Genomic DNA, 19343 nt, shown 5'->3' on the forward strand with positions numbered 1-19343 from the left:
GTGAGCGCATGGACCGTACGCAGGACTGGGGGCAGGACCGCGACGAACTCCGGCTGCACGGCCACGTCGACGGCCACAGCGACCCGACCGGCCACCCCACCCATGTGCAGGAACAGGCCCGCGCCATGCTGGCGACAGCGATCGCCGAAGCGCGCACCGGACTCGCCGAGGGCGGCATCCCGATCGGCGCGGCCCTCTACGGCCCCGACGGCGCCCTCCTCGGCCGCGGCCACAACCGCCGCATCCAGGACGACGACCCCACCCTGCACGCCGAGACCGCGGCCTTCCGCGCGGCCGGCCGCCGGCGCAGCTACCGCGGCACGACGATGGTCACCACCCTCTCCCCCTGCTGGTACTGCAGCGGCCTGGTCCGCCAGTTCGGCATCTCCCGCGTCGTCATCGGCGAGGCCCGCACCTTCCACGGCGGCCACGACTGGCTCGCCCGGCACGGCGTCCGGATCATCCTCCTGGACGACCCGGACTGCGCATCGATGATGCGCGACTTCATCGGGGCCCATCCGGAGCTGTGGCGGGAGGACATCGGGGAGGAGTGAGCGGCGGGCCGGCACCCCCGTCCGGCCCCGGCCCCCGCCCCCACAATTCGCTGGCCCGCCGCCCGGCCCTCCGCCAGGATGACCAGGCATGACCACCAGTTCTGCCGGCCCCAGCGGTCCCACCGGCCCTGTCCCGGCTCCCCGCACCCCCGTGGACGCCGCCACGGATGCTCCCGCGACCCTCGCCGAGCCGCAGCGCCGTATCCGCGCCCTGCACACGGACACGACCGTCACCGTCTACCAGGCCTACTCCCCCGCGCTCGGCCTTCCGGCTGCGCGGGACGGGCGGTTTCCGGCGGCCTGGAAGCGGGAGCGGATGACGTGGATCAAGCCGTCGTTCCTGTGGATGATGTACCGCTGCGGGTGGGGCGAGAAGGCCGATCAGGAGACCGTGCTGGCGATCGAGATCGACCGGGACGGGTTCGACTGGGCGCTGCGGAATGCCTGTCTGTCGCATTACGACGCCGATGAGCATGCCGACCGCGAGGGGTGGCGGCGGGAGCTGAAGGGGGCACCCGCGCGGGTGCAGTGGGATCCGGAGCGCGATCTGGGGTTGCGGGCGCTGCCGTACCGTTCGCTTCAGCTGGGGCTGTCGGGGGAGGCGTCGCGGCGGTACGCGGATGAGTGGACGGTGGCGATCCGGGATGTCACCCCGCTGGCGCGGGAGGTCCGTGCGCTGGTGCGGGCCGGGGAGACCGCGGCGGCCGCCGCGCTGCTGCCCGGGGAGCGTCCCTACCCTGCACCCGAGGGAACTCCGGGCCTGCGCCGCGTGTCCTGACGTCGCCGCGCAAACGCGTAAATCCCGCCACCGCGGGGTCCGCCGTGCGCTGCTTCGTGTGGCGTACGGGACGTAGCGAGGTCCGGCCAACTGAGCGCCGTTCACAGCCATTTGATGGATCGTTCAGCTACCTCCCCCTCCCCGGGAAACTCAGCCGCCGCCACAGTCAAGTCGGCCCACGGAGGGCTCCCGCGACTCAGGGAGAGTGGCTCATATGCCTGACATGACCCGACGCAGACTCCTCGGCTCCGCGGCCGGCACGGTCGGCGGCGCCGCCGCGCTGTCGCTGCTGCCGCCCAGCGTCCAGAAGGCCGTCGCCGCCGGACCCGCACGTCACGGCTCGCTGCACGACATCGAGCACGTCGTGCTGCTGATGCAGGAGAACCGCTCGTTCGACCACTACTTCGGCACGCTGCGCGGCGTGCGTGGCTTCGCCGACCCGGACGCGCTGACGCTGCCGGACGGCCGGTCCGTCTTTCATCAGCCGGACGCGCAGAACCCGGACGGCTATCTGCTGCCGTTCCGTCTGAACACCCACACCTCCAGCGCGCAGGCCATCCCCTCCACCAGCCATGCCTGGTCGGTGCAGCACGAGGCGTGGAACGGCGGGAAGATGGACCGCTGGCTGCCCGCGCACCGCAAGGCCGACGGCGTCAACGGACCGTATGTGATGGGGTATCACACCCGTCGGGACATCCCGTTCCAGTTCGCGCTGGCCGAGGCGTTCACGCTCTGCGACAACTACTTCTGCTCGGTCTTCGGCCCGACCTGGCCCAACCGGCTCTACTGGATGACCGGCACCCTCGACCCGGGCGGCACCCGGGGCGGGCCGGTGCTGAACAACACCGCGCCCAAGCCGTACCGCTGGACGACCTACGCGGAGCGGCTGGAGGCGGCGGGCATCAGCTGGAAGGTCTACCAGGAGGAGGACGACTACGGCTGCAACCTCCTGGAGCAGTTCCAGACCTTCCGGGACGCCAAGCCCGGGGAGCCGCTGTACGAGCGGGGGATGCGGGCGCAGCCGGCCGGCACCTTCGAGGACGACGCCCGCGCCGACCGGCTGCCGGCGGTGTCCTGGCTGATCCCCACCAGCCATCAGTCCGAGCACCCGGACTATCTGCCGGCCGCCGGCGCCGACTATGTCGCGAAGAAGATCGAGGCGATCGCGGCCAACCGGAAGGTGTGGGCGAAGACCGCCTTCATCCTCAATTACGACGAGAACGACGGGCTCTTCGACCATGTGCCGCCGCCGGTGCCGCCCGCGGGGACGCCGGACGAGTTCGTGCGCGGCCTGCCGATCGGCGGCGGCTTCCGGGTGCCGTGTCTGATCGTGTCGCCGTGGACGGTGGGCGGCTGGGCGGCCGGGGATCCCTTCGACCACACGTCGGTGCTGCAGTTCCTGGAGCGCTGGACGGGGGTCGCGGAGCCCAATATCAGTGCCTGGCGGCGGTCCGCCTTCGGCGATCTGACCTCCGCGTTCGGCTTCCGCCACCGGGCGCACCGGCCGCCGCGGCTGCCGGACGACACCGCCGAGCAGCTGGCCGAGGCGCAGTGGGAGGTGGCGCATCTGCCGAAGCCGACGCTGCCGGGTGGCGGGCAGCGGCCGCCGCGCCAGGAGCGCGGGCGGCGCCGGCGGCGCTGAGGGGCGGAGACGCTGAGGGGGCGGGCGGCGCCGCGGACGCGGGCCGGGCGCGCCCGGGAACGACAGTGCCGTACGGGCGGCCTCGGGGCGAGGCTTCCCGTACGGCACCGGGGGCGACGGCGCGAACCGCCGCGGAGCGCGTGGACTCCTGCGGTCAGACCCCCGCGTAGGAGTGCAGACCCGTCACGAAGATGTTCACGCCGTAGTAGTTGAACAGGTAGCAGGCGAAGGCGATCAGGCCGAGCCAGGCGGCCTTGCGGCCCTTCCAGCCGGCGGTGGCGCGGGCGTGCAGGTAGCCGGCGTAGGCGACCCAGGTGATGAAGGACCAGACCTCCTTGGGGTCCCAGCCCCAGTAGCGGCCCCAGGCGGCCTCGGCCCAGATGGCGCCCGCGATGATGGTGAACGTCCACAGCGGGAAGACGGTGGCGTTGATGCGGTAGGCGAACTTGTCGAGCGAGGCGGCCGAGGGCAGCCGCTCCAGCACGGAGGTGGCGAAGGCGCCGGGCTGCTTGCCCGCCGGGTCGGCGAGCTTGGCCTCGTGGCGGTCGCGGAAGAGGAACAGCAGCGTGGCGACGGCGCCGAGGTAGAGCACCGCACCGGAGATGATCGCGCAGCTGACGTGGATCCACAGCCAGTACGAGTGCAGCGCGGGCACCAGCTGGTCGCTGGCGGTGTAGAGCACCGAGACGGCCAGCCCGAGGTCGAGCAGCACGGTGGTGATCAGGGGGAGCCCGATCCAGCGGACGTTCTTCTTGAGCACGAGCAGCAGCAGGTACACGCCGACCGCGACCGCGGCGAAGGTCGTGGAGAACTCGTACATGTTGCCCCAGGGGGCACGCTGCACGGACAGGGCGCGGGTGATGACGCCGCCCACGTGCAGCGCCCAGGCCAGCACGGTCAGCGAGATGGCGATCCGCCCGTAGAGGTCGCCCTTCTCGGTGCCGCCCGCGGCGCCCGGCCCGTCGGGGACGTCCCGGCTGCCGGCGACGGACCGGGTGACGACCTTGGGGCGCTCCAGTACGGCGGTCCCGGTGGAGCCGCTCGCTCCGGCCCGGACGGGCACGGTCGCGGGCGCCTTGGCCTGGACGGTGAGGGCGGCGGCGGTGCGGCCGACCTTGCTGCGGCTGCCGAACACCCACTCGGCCATGTGCGCGAGGAAGGCGAGCGTGTAGACCGCCATCGCCGAATAGACCAGCAGGTTGCTGTTGTGCGCCATTGTCTCGTTGGCTGCGGCAGCGAGGTTCACGCGCGCGCTCCTTCAGAGGGGTCAGCAGGTCCGGCAGAGTCGGTGGGCTCCCCGGGGTCTTCGGAGTCGGTGCCGGCGTCCGCGGCCGGTCCGGGCTTCGGGTCGGGCTTCGGTTCGGAGGCCGGGCCGGTGTCGTCGGCCGCGGCGAGGGGGGCGTCGGGCTCCAGTGCCAGCGCGAGCTCGGCGAGCTCCTCCGGCAGCCGGGCGGACTCGCTGCGGCCGAGTCCGGCCAGCTCGACGACGGTGCGGCCGTCTTCGCCCGGCTCGGCGCGGACCCACACCCGGCGGCGCTGGATGAACAGCGAGCCGGCCAGGCCGATCAGGGCGGCGGCCGCGCCGGTCAGCGCGAGGCCGTTGCCGGGCTGGTGGCTGATCTTGAAGCTGGCCCAGCTCTTGATGCCGGTGAACTTGATGCTGCCGTCACCGTTGGGCAGCTTCATCGTCTCGCCGGGCAGCATCATCTTGGCGACCGGGGCGCCCTTGTCCTTGTATTGCTTGAGGCGCTTCTTGTCGAGCTGGTAGACGTTCTGCGGCAGCCCGGAGCCGACGCCCAGGTCACCGTGGTAGGCGGTCAGCGTCAGCACCGGGTAGTCCAGCGCCGGGAACTGGGAGAACATCGAGCCGGAGCCCTTGCCGCCGAACGTCGGCACGAAGAAGCCCTGGAAGCCGAGCTGATTGCGCTTGCCGTCCTTGGTCTGCGCGCCGGGGACCTTGACGACACCGGTCGAGGTGAAGTTCTTGGGGTCCTGCGGGAGGAAGGGCACCGCGCCCTGGTAGACGACCTTGCCGCGGCCGTCCTTGACGGTGACCTCCGGCGAGTAGCCGTGCGAGAGCAGGTAGACCTTGGAGCCGGCGATGTCGAGGGGGGTGTTCACCTCGATCGCGGTCTTGTGCTCCTTGCCGTCCGCGCCGGAGAAGTACCTGATGTGGGCGCGGAAGACCCGCGGGGTGCCCTTCTGCGGGCCGGTCCGCTCGTAGGTCGCCTCGAACTTGTCGAGGGAGAAGCCGAACGGCTCCAGGGTGTCGGTGTCGAAGAAGGCACCGGACTTGAAGTCGTCGTACTGGGTGAGGCTGTTGGCGAAGCCGTCGCCCTCGGTGATCAGCTTGCCGCCCTCGGACTTCCACAGGCTGCCGACTGCGAACGCCACCAGCATCACGATCAGCGCGAGGTGGAAGACGAGGTTGCCGACCTCCCGCAGATAGCCCTTCTCGGCGGCGACCGCGGTGCCGTCCCGGTGGGCGCGGAACCGCCGCTTCTTCATCAGCCGCTGCGCCGCCCCGAGGACCTCCTCGGGCGCCGCGTCGGTGTGCCAGGTGGTGTAGGCGGGCAGCCGGGTCAGCCGGCGCGGGGCGCCCGGCGGGCGGCCGCGGAGCTGTCCGACGAACTGCCAGCTGCGCGGCACGATGCAGCCGATCAGCGAGATGAACAGCAGCAGGTAGATCGCCGAGAACCACACCGAGCTGTAGACGTGGAACATCCCGAGCTTGTCGTAGATGTCGGCGAGGGTGCCGTGCTCGGCCTTGAACTGGTCGACCTTGACCGGGTCGATGCCGGTCTGCGGGATCAGCGAGCCGGGGATGGCGCCGATCGACAGCAGGAAGAGCAGCAGCAGCGCGATCCGCATCGAGGTCAGCTGCCGCCAGAACCAGCGCGCCCAGCCCAGGGGGCCGAGCGAGGGGAAGGTGACGTCCTCGGTGGGCGCGGTCGAGAGCTGGGACCCGGCCGCGCCGAGATCGCCGCCCCCGTCGGCCGCGGGGCCCGGGTCGCGGGGGGTGCCGGTCTTGGTGGACATCAATCAGATCCCAACGGTGGAGCTTTGCGTCCAGGCCTGCACCTCGGACATCAGACTGTCCCAGACGCCGGTGACGAGGAGGATGCCGAGCGCGATCATCATGCCGCCGCCGAGGCGCATGACCCCGACGTAGTGCCGCTTGACCCAGCCGAAGGCGCCGAGCACCCGGCGGAAGGCCAGCGCGACGGCGATGAACGGCAGGCCCAGGCCCAGGCAGTACGCCACGGTGAGCAGGGCGCCGCGGACGGCGCTGGCATCGTAGAACGTGAGCGTGCTGACGGCGGCGAAGGTGGGGCTCAGGCAGGGCGTCCAGCCGACGCCGAAGAGCACCCCGAGCACCGGCGCGCCGGCCAGGCCCATGGCGGGCTTCTTGTGGAAGCGGAATTCGCGCTGCCCGAAGTTCTTGAGGACGCCGGCGAAGGCCAGGCCGAGCAGGATCATCAGCACGCCGAGGACGCGCGAGATGACGTCCTTGTACTCCTGGAGGTCCCGGCCGACGAAGCCGAAGAGCGCGCCGCCGGAGACGAAGACAGCGGTGAAGCCGAGCACGAAGAGGCCGGCGCCGGCCAGCATCCGGCCGCGCTTGGCCTCGCCGAGGTCGGTGCCGGTGACGCCGGTGACGTACGACATATAGCCCGGGACCAGCGGCAGGACGCAGGGCGAGAAGAACGAGACGAGCCCGGCGAGCAGCGCGATGGGGGCGGCGGCGAGCAGGGTGCCGTTGAGGACGGTCTGGTTCTCCGCGGCGGCGGCGAGCAGGGTCACGTGATCACTTCTCGGCGATCAGCGGTTCGACCATCTTGCGCAGATCGTCCTCCGCGAGCGGGCCGATCGAGCGCGCGGCGATCTTGCCGTGCCGGTCGATGGCGATCGTGGAGGGGATGGACTGCGGGTTGAGGCTGCCCTTGGGGAAGCGCAGCATCAGCCGGCCGGTCGGGTCGAACAGGCTCGGGTAGGGCACCTTGTGCTCTTCCTCGAAGCTGGTGGCCTGCGACTTCTCGGAGTCGCGGGTGTTGATCCCGAGGAACTGGACGCCCTTGTCCTTGGTCTCGTTCGCGACCTTGGAGAAGTTCGGCGCCTCGGCGATGCAGGGGCCGCACCATGATCCCCAGACGTTGAGGATGACGACCTTGCCCTTGTAGTCGGCGACGTCCAGCTTCTTGCCGGTGGTGGACTCGCCGGAGAGCTCGGGCGCCGGCTGCCGCTGATCCTTCTTGACGGTGTCGACGCCGTTCTTGCCCTGGACGAAGCGGGTCTGGGCGGAACCGCCGGAGGCGCCGTCGCCGCAGGCGCTCAGCGTCAGCGCGGCGACCGCCGTCCCCGCGGCGAGCAGGGCGACGCGACGGCGGCTCGTGAGGCGGCGTGGGGCGCGGCAGGCACTCATGTGAAAAGTTTCGCATGGGCCCATTCCGGATCTTCCACGCCCCCCTCGCCGGCCGCGTCCCCGCGCGAAGGGGCTTGTCAGGCCGCTGTCAGGTACGACTTCCAGCCACCGGCGGGCCGCTGTCCGACGGGGATCCGCTGGAGCTTGGACAGCACCTCCGGGTCCTGGGCGTCGATCCAGTCGGTGAACTGCCGGAACGACACCAGATGGACATCCCGGTTCTGCTCATTGGCGATGTGTTTGATCGCTTCCTCGACGGCGTCCATATAGATGCCGCCGTTCCACTGCTCGAAGTGATTTCCGACGAAGAAGGGCGCACGGTTGGTCTCGTACGCCCGGCGGAATCCGGAGATATAGGCGTCGGTGGCCTGCTGCCGCCAGCCCGGGTAGTTGACCGGCGGGGCCTTCGTGGAGTTCTTCGACTGATTGGCGAGGATGTTGTAGTCCATCGAGAGGACCTCGAAAGAGTGGCCCGGGAAGGGGATCTGCTGGAGCGGGAAGTTCCAGAGCCCCATTTTCTTCTTCGGCCACATCTGCACTCCTCCGGGTGAACTGGCGTCATAGCGCCAGCCGAGTTCCCGGGCGGTGGGCAGCAGGTTTCGCTGCCCGAGGAGGCAGGGCGTCCGGCTGCCGACCAATTCCTGCCGGTAGTCGAAGGGCAGTGGCTCCAGATCGGTGAATCCGGTGTGGGTGCGCCACTTGGTGACGAAGTCCATCACCTGGTCGATCTCGGACTGCCACTCCTGTGGGCTCCAGTGCCGGACGGCGCCCCGGCCGGAGCAGAAGTGCCCGTTGAAGTGGGTGCCGATCTCGTGGCCGTCCAGCCACGCCTCCCGCACGTACCTGAGGGTCTCCTTGATGTGGTCGTCGCTGAGATAGCCGATGTCGGAGGCGCCCTGGGGGTTGTTCGGCGGCTCGTAGAGGTGCCTTTGGGATTCGGGGAGGAGGTAGACCCCGGAGAGGAAGAAGGTCATGGCCGCGCCGTGGTCCCGGGCGAGTTGAAGAAAGCGGGGGAAGAGGCCGTTTCCGACCTCTCCCGCACCATCCCAGGAGAAGACCACGAACTGCGGCGGGGTCTGACCGGGCTCCAGCCGTTCGGGGGATTTCGGCTGATGGGGCTGGGCTCCGAAATGCGCTGTCGAACCGTCACCGATGAGCTTGGGGCGGGCCTGGACGTTCTTTACGCGCTGCTTGTTGGCTCCCGCGTCCGGGTTCGGCGAGGAGCAGCCGTCGACGACCGGCGCCACGGCCGCCCCAACTCCCATACCCAGCAGGTTTCGCCGACTGATCGCGCGCATACCCTCGTCCCCTCGTGCTCGCCGAACTCAATATCCATATAAACGGACAACTGAGGGGAGGGCATGTTGAGCGTCGGGGATTCCGGGTCAGTCGCTCAGATATTTGATTTCGCGCGCTTTTGACGTTGCGCCATGTGATGCGCCGTCAGGCCCCGAAGGCCTTGCTCTTTCCCTTGGCGGGTTTGGCGCCCGCCAGAAGATGGGAGGGAACCAGGTCGCGCGCCGGTTCGCTGTACCCCACCGAAACGATCTTGTCGCCGTGGAAGGTGAACGACGTCAGCGAGGCCAGCGTGCACTGCCGCTTCCGCGGGTCGTGCCACAGCCGCCGCCGCTCCGCGAAGCTGCGCACGATCCAGATCGGCAGCTGATGGCTGACCGCCACCGCCTCGTGGCCCCGTGCGGCGTCGCGCGCCGCGCCCAGCGCCGCCATCATCCGTACGACCTGCTCGAGGTACGGCTCGCCCCAGGACGGCCGGAACGGGTTCGTCAGGTACTTCCAGTTCCCCGGCTTCTTCAGCGCACCATCCCCGACCCCGAAGGTCTTCCCCTCGAAGACATTGGCGGCCTCGATCAGCCGCTCGTCGGTGGCCAGATCCAGACCCCGCACACCGGCGATCGGCACCGCGGTCTCCTGCGCACGCTCCAGCGGCGAGGCGACGACATGGGTGATGTCCCGCTCCGCGAGATGCTCCGCCACCCGGTCGGCCATCTTCCGCCCCAGGTCGGAGAGGTGGTAGCCGGGGCGGCGCCCGTAGAGCACGCCGTCGGGGTTGTGCACCTCGCCATGCCGCATCAGATGCACGACGGTGATCTCTTCGCTGCTCATGTCACCCATTCATTCAGTGGTCTCAAGCGGTGCCGGCCCGTGCGCCGGAGCCGTCAGGCCGTCGCCCCGGCCGCGGCGCGGGCGGCGGCCGGGAGGGCGGCGGCGATCCGCTCGACGGCCGCCGTGTCGTGCGCGGTCGAGACGAACCACGACTCGAAGGCGGACGGCGGGAGGTAGACGCCCTGCTCCAGCATCGAGTGGAAGAAGGCGGTGAAGCGGAACGACTCCTGCGCCTTGGCCGCCTCGTAGTCGGTCACCTCGGCGTCCGTGAAGAAGACCGTGAACATGTTCCCCGCGGCCTGGACCCGGTGCGCCACGCCCTCCTTGGCCAGCGCGGCGGTGACCAGGCCCCGCACCTCCGCCGAGACCGCGTCGACCTTCTCGTACGCGGCGTCGTCCAGCAGCCGCAGCTGCGCGACACCGGCGGCGGTGGCGATCGGGTTCCCGGACAGAGTGCCCGCCTGGTAGACCGGGCCGGCCGGGGCGAGATGCGCCATGACGTCCGCACGGCCACCGAAGGCCGCGGCGGGGAAGCCGCCGCCCATGACCTTCCCGAAGGTCATCAGATCCGGGCGAACACCATCAATGCCGTACCAGCCGGCCTTGCTGACGCGGAAGCCGGTCATCACCTCGTCGGAGATGTAGAGCGCACCGTCGGCGGTGCACAGATCCTTCAGGCCCTGGTTGAAGCCCGGCAGCGGCGGCACCACGCCCATGTTTCCCGGCGCCGCCTCCGTGATCACACAGGCGATCTCGCCCGGGTGCGCGGCGAACGCGGCCCGCACCGCCTCGATGTCGTTGTACGGCAGCACGATCGTGTCGCCGGCCTGCGCCCCCGTCACGCCCGGCGTGTCGGGCAGCCCGAGGGTCGCCACGCCGGATCCGGCGGCGGCCAGCAGGGCGTCCACGTGCCCGTGGTAGCAGCCCGCGAACTTGATCACCTTCGGCCGGCCGGTGAACCCACGCGCCAGCCGGATCGCCGACATCGTCGCCTCGGTGCCGCTGGAGACCAGCCGCACCTGCTCGACCGGCTCGATCCGGGCCACGATCTCCTCGGCCAGCTCGACCTCGCCCGCGCCGGGCGTGCCGAAGGACGTACCGCGGGCGACGGCCTCCTGGACGGCGGCGATCACCTCGGGGTGCGCGTGGCCCAGAATCATCGGGCCCCACGAGCACACGAGGTCGACATACTCACGGCCGTCGGCGTCGGTGAGGTACGGACCGGTACCGGACACCATGAAACGGGGCGTACCGCCCACGGCGCGGAACGCCCGCACCGGAGAGTTGACGCCGCCCGGCGTCACGACGGAGGCGCGGTCGAAGAGCGACTGCGAAACGGGGGCTTCATACGGAAAAGACACGGCGATCCTGACCTGCATAAACGGAGGGAGGGCGGCGGCTCGTGGGCACGGCCCGGCTGACAACGGTGCGGGAATCCCCTCGCGGTACGCCGTCAGGCGCCGCTCGGTTCAATCTCGATCCTTTTTTGATTCCTCTCGCTTTCGACCGGGCGTCAGCCCCCACTCGTCTGCGAAACTGTGGAGACGTACGAGTAAGTCACGCAAGCAATGGTCTCAGAGGCGCACGGGGGCGCGCGGCCGGGCGTTTCACACGCCGGTGACGGGGGAGGTCTCTGAGACGATGATCGGGTTGCGCGGCTGGGGCTGCGAGTGGTCGGGTGGAGATATGCATCGCGGTGGCGAACTGGGCGAGGGAACCAATGACCGGGGTCCCGACCGCGCCCAGCGCGGCCGTCACCGGCGCGAGGAATCGACGGGCGACCGGACCACGCGCGAGGAGACCACGGGCGACAGGACCACAGGCGGGGAAATCAGAGGCGGCCGCATGGGGGTGACGTACAGGTACTTCGGTGCGCCCAACGGCGCCACCGCGGCCCGGGTCCCGGTCTCCATGCGTCCCGAGGAGCTCGGCGGTGACGAGCTCGGCATGGGCGGCATGTTCAGCAAGATCAAGCCGGAGACGATGGCCGCCATGGTCCTCACCGGTATAGAGGGCATACCGCTCCATAAGGTTCCGCCGCTCGAACTCGTCGTTCTGCACCCCGACTACGCCGTCGTCAAGCTGCCGATGACCGTGGTCGACCCGCTGCGCGGGGTCGGCGAGGAGTCGGTCGGCGCGGCGGCCTTCATCTGGTCCACCGTCCCCGACCGGGGCGGCCCGCGGGACGCCTTCACCGTCTACCAGCTCCTGCACGAGTGGCAGGACTTCAGCCACCGGCTGCACGAGGCGGGGCACCAGGCGTACTGCCTGGTCTGGCCGTAACGGTTCAGCGCGGGCGGCGCCGGGCCCCGGCGGTCACCACGTCGGGCGGGCCGAGACACCGCCGTCCACGACCAGGTCGTGACCGGTGATCCAGGACGCCATCGGTGAGGCGAGGAAGACACAGGCGTCGCCCACGTCCTGCGGGGCGCCCAACCGCCCGGCGGGGGCCGCCGCTTGCCACCGGCGCACCCCCTCCGGCCAGTCCTCGGCCAGCCCAGGCCGGCCGATCAGGCCCGGCGAGACGCTGTTGACGCGGATACCGTCCGGCCCGTATTCGAGCGCCGCCGCGCGGGCGTGCATCACCACCGCCGCCTTCGACGCGCAGTAGTGGGCATGCCGCGGCGCCGGGCGGTCCGCCTCGATCGAGGCGATATGGGTCACCGAGCCGCCGCCGGCGGCTCGCATCACGGCCGCCGCGGCCTGGGTGCAGGCGAAGACGCTGTGCACATTCGGGTCGGTCACCGCCCGCCAGTCGGCGAGCGACATCGCCGCCAGCTCCTGGGTCGGCTGCACCCCGGCGTTGTTGACCAGCGCGGTGAGCCGGCCGCGCCAGCCGGCCGCCTCCGCCACCAGCCGGTGGCACTCCTCCTCGACGGCCAGATCGGCGCGCAGGGCCAGCGCGTTCCCGCCGTCCGCCGCGATCTCCGCGACCAGCTCCTGTGCCGCCTCGGCGCCCGTACGGTAGTGCGCCACGACGGCCGCTCCGGCGGCGGCGAACCGCAGCGCGATCCCGCGGCCGAGGACGCCGGCGGCGCCGGTGACGAGGGCGACCTGGCCCCGGAGGTCGGGCAGGCCGGTGGGAGCGGGGCGACGGGTGGGGTCGGACGGGGTGGTGGTCATGGCCGGCTCAGCGCGGTGATCCGCGCCGCCTCCCCGGGGAAGCGCGCGGCCAGTGCGGCGGCGTCCCCGTGCTCGTAGTCCTCGAAGGTGAAACCGGGCGCCATCGTGCAGCCGAAGAGTGTCCAGGCGCCGCCGTCGGCGACCTCGGCGGCCATCCACGTGCCGGCGGGCACCGTGAACTGGACGTGCTGCCCGCCCAGGACGTCCGGCCCGAGGGCGACCGTACGGGCCGTGCCCCCGCCGTGGTCCTCCCGGAGGAGGAACAGGGTGAGCGGGTCGCCCCGGTAGTAGTGCCAGATCTCGTCGGACGGCAGCCGGTGCAGGGCGGAGAAGTCGCCCGGCTCGGCGGTCAGCAGCATCACGATCGCGGTCCCCTCGGGCCGTCCGTCGGGGCGCTCGGGGCCCGCCCAGGTACTCCGGTAGCGCCCACCCTCACGGGGCAGCGGCGTCAGCCCGTAGAAGTCGATCAGCGCCTGGGGAAGGGGGTCGCGGGCGGTGCGGTGCTCATCCATCTGCGGGCTGCCTCCGCCTCGTCCGCGACTGCCGGTCGCTCCACCCTAGGCACGAAGTCCGCTGGGCGCAGGCACAATCGGGCCATGTCCGGCGGCCCCGGCCGACGCCCCGTCAGCCGGCCGTCCAGTGCGGGTCGCGGCCTGTTTCCGCCAGCAGCACGTCCAGGTCGGAGGCGCCGGGAGGTACGGGGACCGGGTCGGCGAAGACGTTCATCGTGCGGGCCGTCGGGGCCATCCTGGCGACCAGCGCCCGCAGCTCGGTCACACAGCCGGCGGCCGGCGCGTACGGCCGGCCGATCGCCCGGGCCACGTCCCAGGCGTGCACGGTCAGATCCAGCAGCACCATGGCGCCGACGGTCCGGGCGGGCAGCTGCATTCCGCCGGTCAGCCCGTCCTCCGCGCCCGGCGCCGCCCACGCCTCGACCAGCCGCACGGTCTCGTCGGCGAACCGGTCGGGCCACTGCGCCCCGTATTCACCGAGCCGGTCAGGGGTGTGGCCGAAGTCCACGTCCTTCTTGGCGGCCAGTGTCTGAAAGGCGACGACGACCTGGAAGAGGTGGTTGAGCAGTGCGCGTACGTCGTACTCGGAGCAGGGTGTGGGCCGCCCCAGCTGGTCGTCGCGTACTGCGCGGAGTACCGGGAGCGCCGCCTGGGACGCGGCGTCGAGGAGGGCGCTGATGGGTGGGGGTGCGTCGGCCGGGTGGGGCGCCTGGGCCGGGTGGGGCGCGTCGGCCGGTCGGGCCGTGTGTGCCGGCGCGCCATGGTGCGTTTCATCCGGAATGTCGTATGTGTCGTTCATGCCGAGGACGCTACGGGCCGCTGCCGACGGCGGCTTGAAAAAACGCGACAGGCGGCCGGCTCACAATCGCCGCGACCACCCTAGGATCCGAGGCATGGCCGCTCCACGGCGCGATACCCGGGGCATCGTGGACGCACCCGGGCTCTTCACGCGGGTGCGCTTCCGCCGCCGCGCCCCCGCCGAACCGCTGCGCCCGTATGTCGAGCACTACTGGCTGATCGACTGGGATCTGTCCGAGCCGTACGCCACGCATGTCGTCCCGCATCCGTGCGTGAACCTGGTCTTCCAGCGGTACGCCGACCGCCCCGGGTTCGGCGAGGTCGCGGGCGTCGGGCTGGAGCTGTTCGCGCAGAAGCTGGCGGGGCGCGGGCGGGTGTGCGGGGTGCAGTTCCGGCCGGGCGGGTTCCGTCCGCTCACCCCGGAGCGGCCGGCCACGGACTGGACGGACCGCCGGCTGCCGCTGGCCGCCGCCTTCGGGCCCACCGATGCCGCGGCCGCCGTACTGGAGCCGGCCGACGAGGACGCCCGGGTCGCCGCGCTCGACGCCTTCCTGACCCCGCTGCTGCGGGCCGGGCCGCGCGTTCTCGCCCAGGCCGAGCTCGCCATGGGGCTGGCCGACCGGATCCGCACGGACCGTACGATCCGCCGGGTCGCGGACTTCGCGCGGGCCGAGGGCCTGTCCGTACGGGCTCTCCAGCGGCTGTTCGCCGGGTATGTGGGGGTCAGCCCCAAGTGGGTGCTGCTGCGCTACCGGGTGCACGAGGCCCTGGAGCGCGCCGCCTCCGAGGCCGCGGTGGACTGGGCCGCGCTCGCCGCCGAGCTGGGCTACAGCGACCAGGCGCATCTGGTCCGTGATGTCACCGCCACGGTCGGGGTCCCGCCGACCGCGTACGTGCGGTGAGCGCCCCCCGGAGGCCGCCCGGTGCGGGCGGTGCTCAGGGGTGTTCGGCCGTCAGATAGCGCTGGACGGTGGGCGCCAGCCAGGCGATGAGCTCGTCACGGCCGAGGTCGACGGCCGGCGGAAGGTGCAGCACATAGCGGCACAGCGCCATGCCGAGTATCTGGGAGGCGATCAGCGCGGCGCGGGTGGGCGCCTCCTCGGGCACCGGGCAGACCGCGGCGAGGACCGGCTTGATCTGCTCGGCGAACACGCCCCGCATCCGCTCCGCGCCCGCCTCGTTGGTGACGCCGACCCGCATCATCGCCGTCAGCGTCTCGTCGCTCTCCCAGCGCTCCACGAAATGGCGCACGAGCCGGGCGCCGGCCTCGTCGCGCGGGTAGTGAGTGAGGTCCGGGGCGTGCACCTCGATCTCGGAGGTGGCCGCGAAGAGGCCGGCCTTGTTGCCGTAGTAGCGCATCACCATCGACGGGTCGATCGCCGCGTCCCTGGCGATGGCGCGGATGGTGGCGCGCTCGTAGCCGTCCGCGGCGAAGCGGTCCCTGGCGGCGGCGAGGATCGCGGCCCGGGTGGCGTCGGAGCGGCGGGGGCGGGCGGCGTCGGCCGCTTCGTCCGGCGCGAGGCCGTCGGTGGCGGGGGCGGCGGTGTCCGCGGGTGCGTCGGACGGCGCGACGGGTGCCGTGGTGGGGGCGGCGCCCGGTACGGCGTCCATGGAGGGGGCGTGTTCAGCCATGCCAACAACAGTAGGCCAACACCTGTTGACACGCCAGGCCCGGGAGCCCTACGCTTGCCAACAAGCGTTGACCAACATGCGTTGGCACAGCCACGGGAGGCGGAAGCCATGCACGCCATGAACCGCAGGACCGACCGGAGCGACGGCACGGGGGCCGACCCCCGCGGGGCGCGCGACACGGACGTCATCGTCGTGGGCGCCGGGCCGACCGGTTTGCTGCTCGCCGGAGACCTCGCCGAGGCGGGACTGGGGGTCACGCTCCTGGAGCGCCGCCCCGCCGAGATCAGCAACCTCACCCGCGCCCTCGTCGTACACGCCCGCACCCTGGAGCAGCTCGACGCCCGCGGCCTCGCCGATGAGCTGGTCGCCGGCGGCCATCCGCTCACCGGCCTCCGCCTCTTCGGCCGGGCCACCATCGACCCGACCCAGCTCCGCTCCCGCTTCCCCTTCGTGCTGGTCACGCCGCAGTTCGAGGTCGAGCGGGTCCTGGAGCGCCGAGCCCGCCGGGCCGGTGTCACCTTCCGCCATGACTCCGAGGTGCTCGGCCTCGACCAGGACGCCGAGGGTGTGACGGTGCGCTTCCGGACCGCCGAGGGCCTCGGCTCCGTGCGCGCCGCCTATGTGGTCGGCACCGACGGCGTCCGCAGCACCATCCGGGAGGCCGTCGGCCTGCCCTTCCCCGGCAAGTCCGTGATCCGCTCCCTGGTGCTCGCCGATGTCCGGCTGACCCAGGAGCCCGACTCCCCGCTCATGGTCAATGCCAACGGCGAGGCCTTCGCGCTGATCGCCTCGTTCGGCGGCGGCTGGTACCGCGTCATCGGCTGGAACCGCCACCACCAGGCCGACGACGACTCCCCGGCCGACCTCGACGAGGTCCGCGAGCTGACCCGGCTCGCCCTCGGCAGTGACTACGGCATCCATGACGCCCGCTGGGTCTCCCGCTTCCACAGCGACGAGCGCCAGGTCCCCACCTACCGGGTCGGTCGTGTCTTCCTCGCCGGCGACGCCGCGCATGTGCACTCCCCCGCGGGCGGCATGGGCATGAACACCGGCCTGCAGGACGCCGCCAACCTCAGCTGGAAACTGGCCGCGGTGCTCCAGGGCCAGGCCCCCGACAGCCTGCTGGACAGCTACCAGACCGAGCGCCACCCGGTGGGCAAGCAGGTGCTGCGCAGCAGCGGCGCCCTCATCCGGATCGCCCTGCTGCCCACCGGCCCCGGGCCCGCCGTCCGCGCGCTCGCCGCCCAGCTCGTCAACCGGGTGCGGCCGCTGTCCCGCCGGGCGATCCGCACCATCTCCGGCATCGGCATCGCCTATCCGGCCGGGCCCGGCGCCCACCCCCTCGCGGGCCACCGCGCCCCCGACTTCCGGCTGGCGGGCGGCAGCCGCCTCTACGAGCTCCTCCGCCAGGGCCGGTTCGTCCTCATCACCCCCGCCGGTGAGCCCGGTGTGCCCCAGGCCCCGGCGAGCGGCGGGGACTCCCCCCGGCCCGCCGATGACCGCGTGGTGACCGCCTCCTGGCGGAGCGAGCGCCGCACGGCCCTGCTCGTACGCCCCGACGGCTATATCGCCTGGGCCACCGACGCCACCGCCCCCGCCGCACGCACCGCGGCGCTACGGGGCGCCGTCGCCCACTGGACCGGCACCGAGGACGGCGCCTCCATAGCCACCGCTCTCACCTCTCCAGCACATGCCGCAGATACGCCCGCGGGTCGGTGAGATAGCGCCGCCAGTGGTCGACCAGCCCCAGTTCCGCCCACTCCACGCGACGCATCCCGTGCTCGCCGACCTCGACGATCTCGGCGCCGGGCAGCGCGGTCAGCAGCGGGGAGTGGGTGGCGCAGATGATCTGCGCGCCGCCGCTCCCCAACTCGTCCATCAGTCCCACCAGTTCAAGGCAGGAGGAGAAGGACAGGGCCGCCTCCGGCTCGTCCATCACATACAGGCCGCGCTGCGCGAACTTTTCCCGGAATGCCATCAGAAAGCCCTCCCCATGGCTCATGTCGTCCGGGGACCGCGACAGCTCCCCGTTCAGCGCCTCCATCGCGGTCTCGGCCCGCAGGAAGAACCCCCGCCGGCGGACCCGCGGCCCGCGCACCATCCGCCGCCCCTCACGCGTCGGATCGAACCGCATCAGTCCGCCGAGCAGCGACCTCTCCCGCGAGCTGGCGTACTTGTATCCGGCCGAACCTCCGTAGGAATCCAGCCCGAAACCCTCCGCCAGCGCCTCGGCCAGGGTCGATTTCCCCGAACCGTTCTCCCCCACCAGGAAAGTGACCGGAGCGCGGAAGGCGAGCCCCTCCTCTGCCAGCTGGCGCACACACGGCACCGTCCAGGGCCAGCCGTCCTCCGCCGTCCCCGTCCCCTCCGGCACGTCCACGTAAGCCCGTTCGATCAGCATGCCTCCGAAGCTGCCACACCCCACTGACAGTCCCCGCGCCCCGCCACCCCCGCCCCCACCGGAGCCGGGCTTCCCCTCCGCACGCTTCCCGTCCGTACGCTTCCCCCATGCTCATCGCCCGCTCCGCCGCCCTCTTCGTCGTCGCCGCCCTCTTCGAGATCGGCGGCGCCTGGCTGGTCTGGCAGGGCGTCCGGGAGCACCGGGGCTGGGCCTGGATCGGCGCCGGAGTGCTTGCGCTCGGGGTGTACGGCTTTGTCGCCACGCTCCAGCCGGACGCCGAATTCGGCCGGATCCTGGCCGCGTACGGCGGTGTCTTCGTCGCCGGATCGCTGGCCTGGGGCATGGTCGCCGACGGTTACCGCCCCGACCGCTGGGACGTGATCGGCGCGCTGGTCTGTCTGGCCGGTATGGCAGTGATCATGTACGCCCCCAGGGGCCGTTGACCGGCCTGCATATGCTGGCCGCGGACCGTCTCACCCGGCTCATGAGGAGCAGGGGCCCCACGCCCGAGGAGAGTGCATGACCGCCGAGGCCCGTACCGCCGTCGTCACCGGAGCGAGCAGCGGCATCGGCGCCGCCACCGCGCGAGCGCTGGCCGCGGCCGGCTACCACGTGGTGCTCACCGCCCGCCGCAAGGACCGCATCGAAGCGCTCGCCGCCGAGCTGCCGAACGCCGAGGCCTACGCCCTCGATGTCACCGACCGCGCCGCCGTCGACGCCTTCGCCGCCGACCTCGGCCGCCACCCCTCCGTCGACGTCCTGGTCAACAACGCCGGCGGTGCCCTCGGCGCGGAGCCGGTGGCCACCGGCGACCCCGCCGACTGGCGGACCATGTACGAGGTCAATGTGCTGGGCGTGCTCCACATGACCCAGGCGCTGCTGCCCGCGCTCACCGCCTCCGGCGACGGCACCGTCGTCGTGCTCTCCTCCACCGCGGGCCACGGCACGTACGAGGGCGGCGGCGGTTATGTCGCGGCCAAGCACGGCGCGCATGTCATCGCCGAGACCCTCCGCCTGGAGCTGTGCGGCGAGCCCGTGCGCGTCATCGAGGTGGCCCCGGGCATGGTCAAGACCGACGAGTTCGCCACCACCCGCTTCCGTGGCGACACCGACAAGGCCGCCAAGGTCTACGCGGGCGTCGACCAGCCGCTCAGCGCGGAGGACGTCGCCGACACCATCGCCTGGGCGATCACCCGCCCCTCCCACGTCAACGTCGACCTCCTGGTGGTCCGCCCCCGCGCCCAGGCCTCCAACTCCAAGGTGCACCGCACCGGTTGAGCCACCCGGCGGGCACGGCCGCCCGCCGTACGGTCACCCCGAATACGGGGTCTGGGTACACCCCCACCGGGTGTCCGG

At 71.8% G+C, this 19343-nt stretch carries 20 protein-coding genes; 8 read left to right on the plus strand and 12 right to left on the minus strand.

All coding sequences use genetic code 11. The features are described 5' to 3' along the window. Window positions 1-8 precede the first annotated feature (8 nt). From QT196_RS18165 to QT196_RS18175, 3 genes are all read left to right on the plus strand, one after another. Window positions 9-554, plus strand: a complete 546-nt coding sequence (locus tag QT196_RS18165) for a nucleoside deaminase (RefSeq protein WP_356948475.1) — start codon at window positions 9-11, stop codon at window positions 552-554. An 88-nt stretch (window positions 555-642) separates the two neighbouring features. Further along, a complete protein-coding gene (locus QT196_RS18170) occupies window positions 643-1332 on the plus strand; it encodes a DUF4291 domain-containing protein (RefSeq protein WP_290355249.1) in 690 nt (229 codons plus the stop codon). A 214-nt stretch (window positions 1333-1546) separates the two neighbouring features. Next, window positions 1547-2974 carry an alkaline phosphatase family protein gene (locus tag QT196_RS18175; protein WP_168480067.1) on the plus strand — a complete coding sequence of 476 codons (1428 nt, stop codon included), beginning with the start codon at window positions 1547-1549 and terminating at the stop codon, window positions 2972-2974. 154 nt (window positions 2975-3128) lie between these two features. Here the strand turns inward: QT196_RS18175 and ccsB are convergent, their stop codons facing one another. From ccsB to hemL, 7 genes are all read right to left on the minus strand, one after another. After that, a complete protein-coding gene (gene ccsB, locus QT196_RS18180) occupies window positions 3129-4220 on the minus strand; it encodes a c-type cytochrome biogenesis protein CcsB (protein ID WP_168480069.1) in 1092 nt (363 codons plus the stop codon). Next, window positions 4217-6013: a cytochrome c biogenesis protein ResB gene (locus QT196_RS18185; protein WP_266738236.1), complete on the minus strand. Its 1797-nt coding sequence runs from the start codon at window positions 6011-6013 to the stop codon at window positions 4217-4219. The genes ccsB and QT196_RS18185 overlap by 4 nt, the downstream gene beginning before the upstream one ends. 3 nt (window positions 6014-6016) lie before the next feature. Further along, a complete protein-coding gene (locus QT196_RS18190; protein WP_085924368.1) occupies window positions 6017-6778 on the minus strand; it encodes a cytochrome c biogenesis protein CcdA in 762 nt (253 codons plus the stop codon). A gap of 4 nt (window positions 6779-6782) precedes the next feature. Beyond that, window positions 6783-7397, minus strand: a complete 615-nt coding sequence (locus tag QT196_RS18195) for a TlpA disulfide reductase family protein (RefSeq protein WP_085924367.1) — start codon at window positions 7395-7397, stop codon at window positions 6783-6785. Window positions 7398-7474: 77 nt separating this feature from the next. Further along, the gene (locus QT196_RS18200; RefSeq protein ID WP_168480073.1) at window positions 7475-8695 is read right to left on the minus strand and encodes a hypothetical protein; all 1221 of its coding nucleotides are present in this window, start codon (window positions 8693-8695) and stop codon (window positions 7475-7477) included. A 145-nt stretch (window positions 8696-8840) separates the two neighbouring features. Further along, window positions 8841-9521, minus strand: coding sequence for a histidine phosphatase family protein (locus QT196_RS18205; RefSeq protein ID WP_168480075.1), 681 nt, complete (start codon window positions 9519-9521; stop codon window positions 8841-8843). Window positions 9522-9574: 53 nt separating this feature from the next. Then, window positions 9575-10882, minus strand: a complete 1308-nt coding sequence (gene hemL, locus QT196_RS18210) for a glutamate-1-semialdehyde 2,1-aminomutase (RefSeq protein ID WP_168480077.1) — start codon at window positions 10880-10882, stop codon at window positions 9575-9577. A gap of 325 nt (window positions 10883-11207) precedes the next feature. Between hemL and QT196_RS18215 the strand changes: the two genes are divergently transcribed. Beyond that, window positions 11208-11804 (plus strand): hypothetical protein, encoded by a 597-nt coding sequence (locus QT196_RS18215; RefSeq protein WP_018091013.1) that lies wholly within the window; start codon window positions 11208-11210, stop codon window positions 11802-11804. Window positions 11805-11837: 33 nt separating this feature from the next. Here the strand turns inward: QT196_RS18215 and QT196_RS18220 are convergent, their stop codons facing one another. The 3 genes from QT196_RS18220 to QT196_RS18230 all read right to left on the minus strand — a co-directional run bounded on the left by QT196_RS18220 (window position 11838) and on the right by QT196_RS18230 (window position 13955). Beyond that, entirely contained in the window at window positions 11838-12644 is an 807-nt protein-coding gene (locus tag QT196_RS18220) for an SDR family oxidoreductase (protein WP_168480080.1), read from the minus strand. Next, on the minus strand, window positions 12641-13156 hold the full coding sequence (locus QT196_RS18225; protein ID WP_266738230.1) for a cupin domain-containing protein: 516 nt from the start codon (window positions 13154-13156) through the stop codon (window positions 12641-12643). The genes QT196_RS18220 and QT196_RS18225 overlap by 4 nt, the downstream gene beginning before the upstream one ends. Window positions 13157-13268: 112 nt before the next feature. Further along, window positions 13269-13955 carry a TIGR03086 family metal-binding protein gene (locus QT196_RS18230; protein ID WP_266738228.1) on the minus strand — a complete coding sequence of 229 codons (687 nt, stop codon included), beginning with the start codon at window positions 13953-13955 and terminating at the stop codon, window positions 13269-13271. A gap of 94 nt (window positions 13956-14049) precedes the next feature. Between QT196_RS18230 and QT196_RS18235 the strand changes: the two genes are divergently transcribed. After that, the gene (locus tag QT196_RS18235) at window positions 14050-14856 is read left to right on the plus strand and encodes a helix-turn-helix domain-containing protein (RefSeq protein ID WP_290355250.1); all 807 of its coding nucleotides are present in this window, start codon (window positions 14050-14052) and stop codon (window positions 14854-14856) included. Between the two features lie 34 nt (window positions 14857-14890). On the opposite strand, the gene QT196_RS18240 is transcribed toward QT196_RS18235, so the two are convergent. After that, on the minus strand, window positions 14891-15586 hold the full coding sequence (locus QT196_RS18240; RefSeq protein ID WP_290355251.1) for a TetR family transcriptional regulator: 696 nt from the start codon (window positions 15584-15586) through the stop codon (window positions 14891-14893). Window positions 15587-15694: 108 nt separating this feature from the next. Here QT196_RS18240 and QT196_RS18245 point away from each other — a divergent pair, with 108 nt between their 5' ends. Then, window positions 15695-17305 (plus strand): FAD-dependent monooxygenase, encoded by a 1611-nt coding sequence (locus QT196_RS18245; protein WP_290355252.1) that lies wholly within the window; start codon window positions 15695-15697, stop codon window positions 17303-17305. Here QT196_RS18245 and QT196_RS18250 read toward each other — a convergent pair. Next, window positions 17262-17987 carry an AAA family ATPase gene (locus QT196_RS18250; RefSeq protein WP_168480090.1) on the minus strand — a complete coding sequence of 242 codons (726 nt, stop codon included), beginning with the start codon at window positions 17985-17987 and terminating at the stop codon, window positions 17262-17264. The two genes, QT196_RS18245 and QT196_RS18250, sit on opposite strands and share 44 nt — an antisense overlap. Before the next feature lie 107 nt (window positions 17988-18094). On the opposite strand from QT196_RS18250, the gene QT196_RS18255 reads away from it, so the two are divergent. Continuing rightward, on the plus strand, window positions 18095-18430 hold the full coding sequence (locus QT196_RS18255) for a YnfA family protein (protein WP_168480092.1): 336 nt from the start codon (window positions 18095-18097) through the stop codon (window positions 18428-18430). 76 nt (window positions 18431-18506) lie between these two features. Beyond that, window positions 18507-19265, plus strand: a complete 759-nt coding sequence (locus QT196_RS18260) for an SDR family oxidoreductase (RefSeq protein WP_085924356.1) — start codon at window positions 18507-18509, stop codon at window positions 19263-19265. Window positions 19266-19343 lie beyond the last annotated feature (78 nt).

The organism is Streptomyces sp. P9-2B-2 (assembly GCF_030406865.1).
In the GTDB taxonomy this organism is placed as follows: domain Bacteria; phylum Actinomycetota; class Actinomycetes; order Streptomycetales; family Streptomycetaceae; genus Streptomyces; species Streptomyces platensis.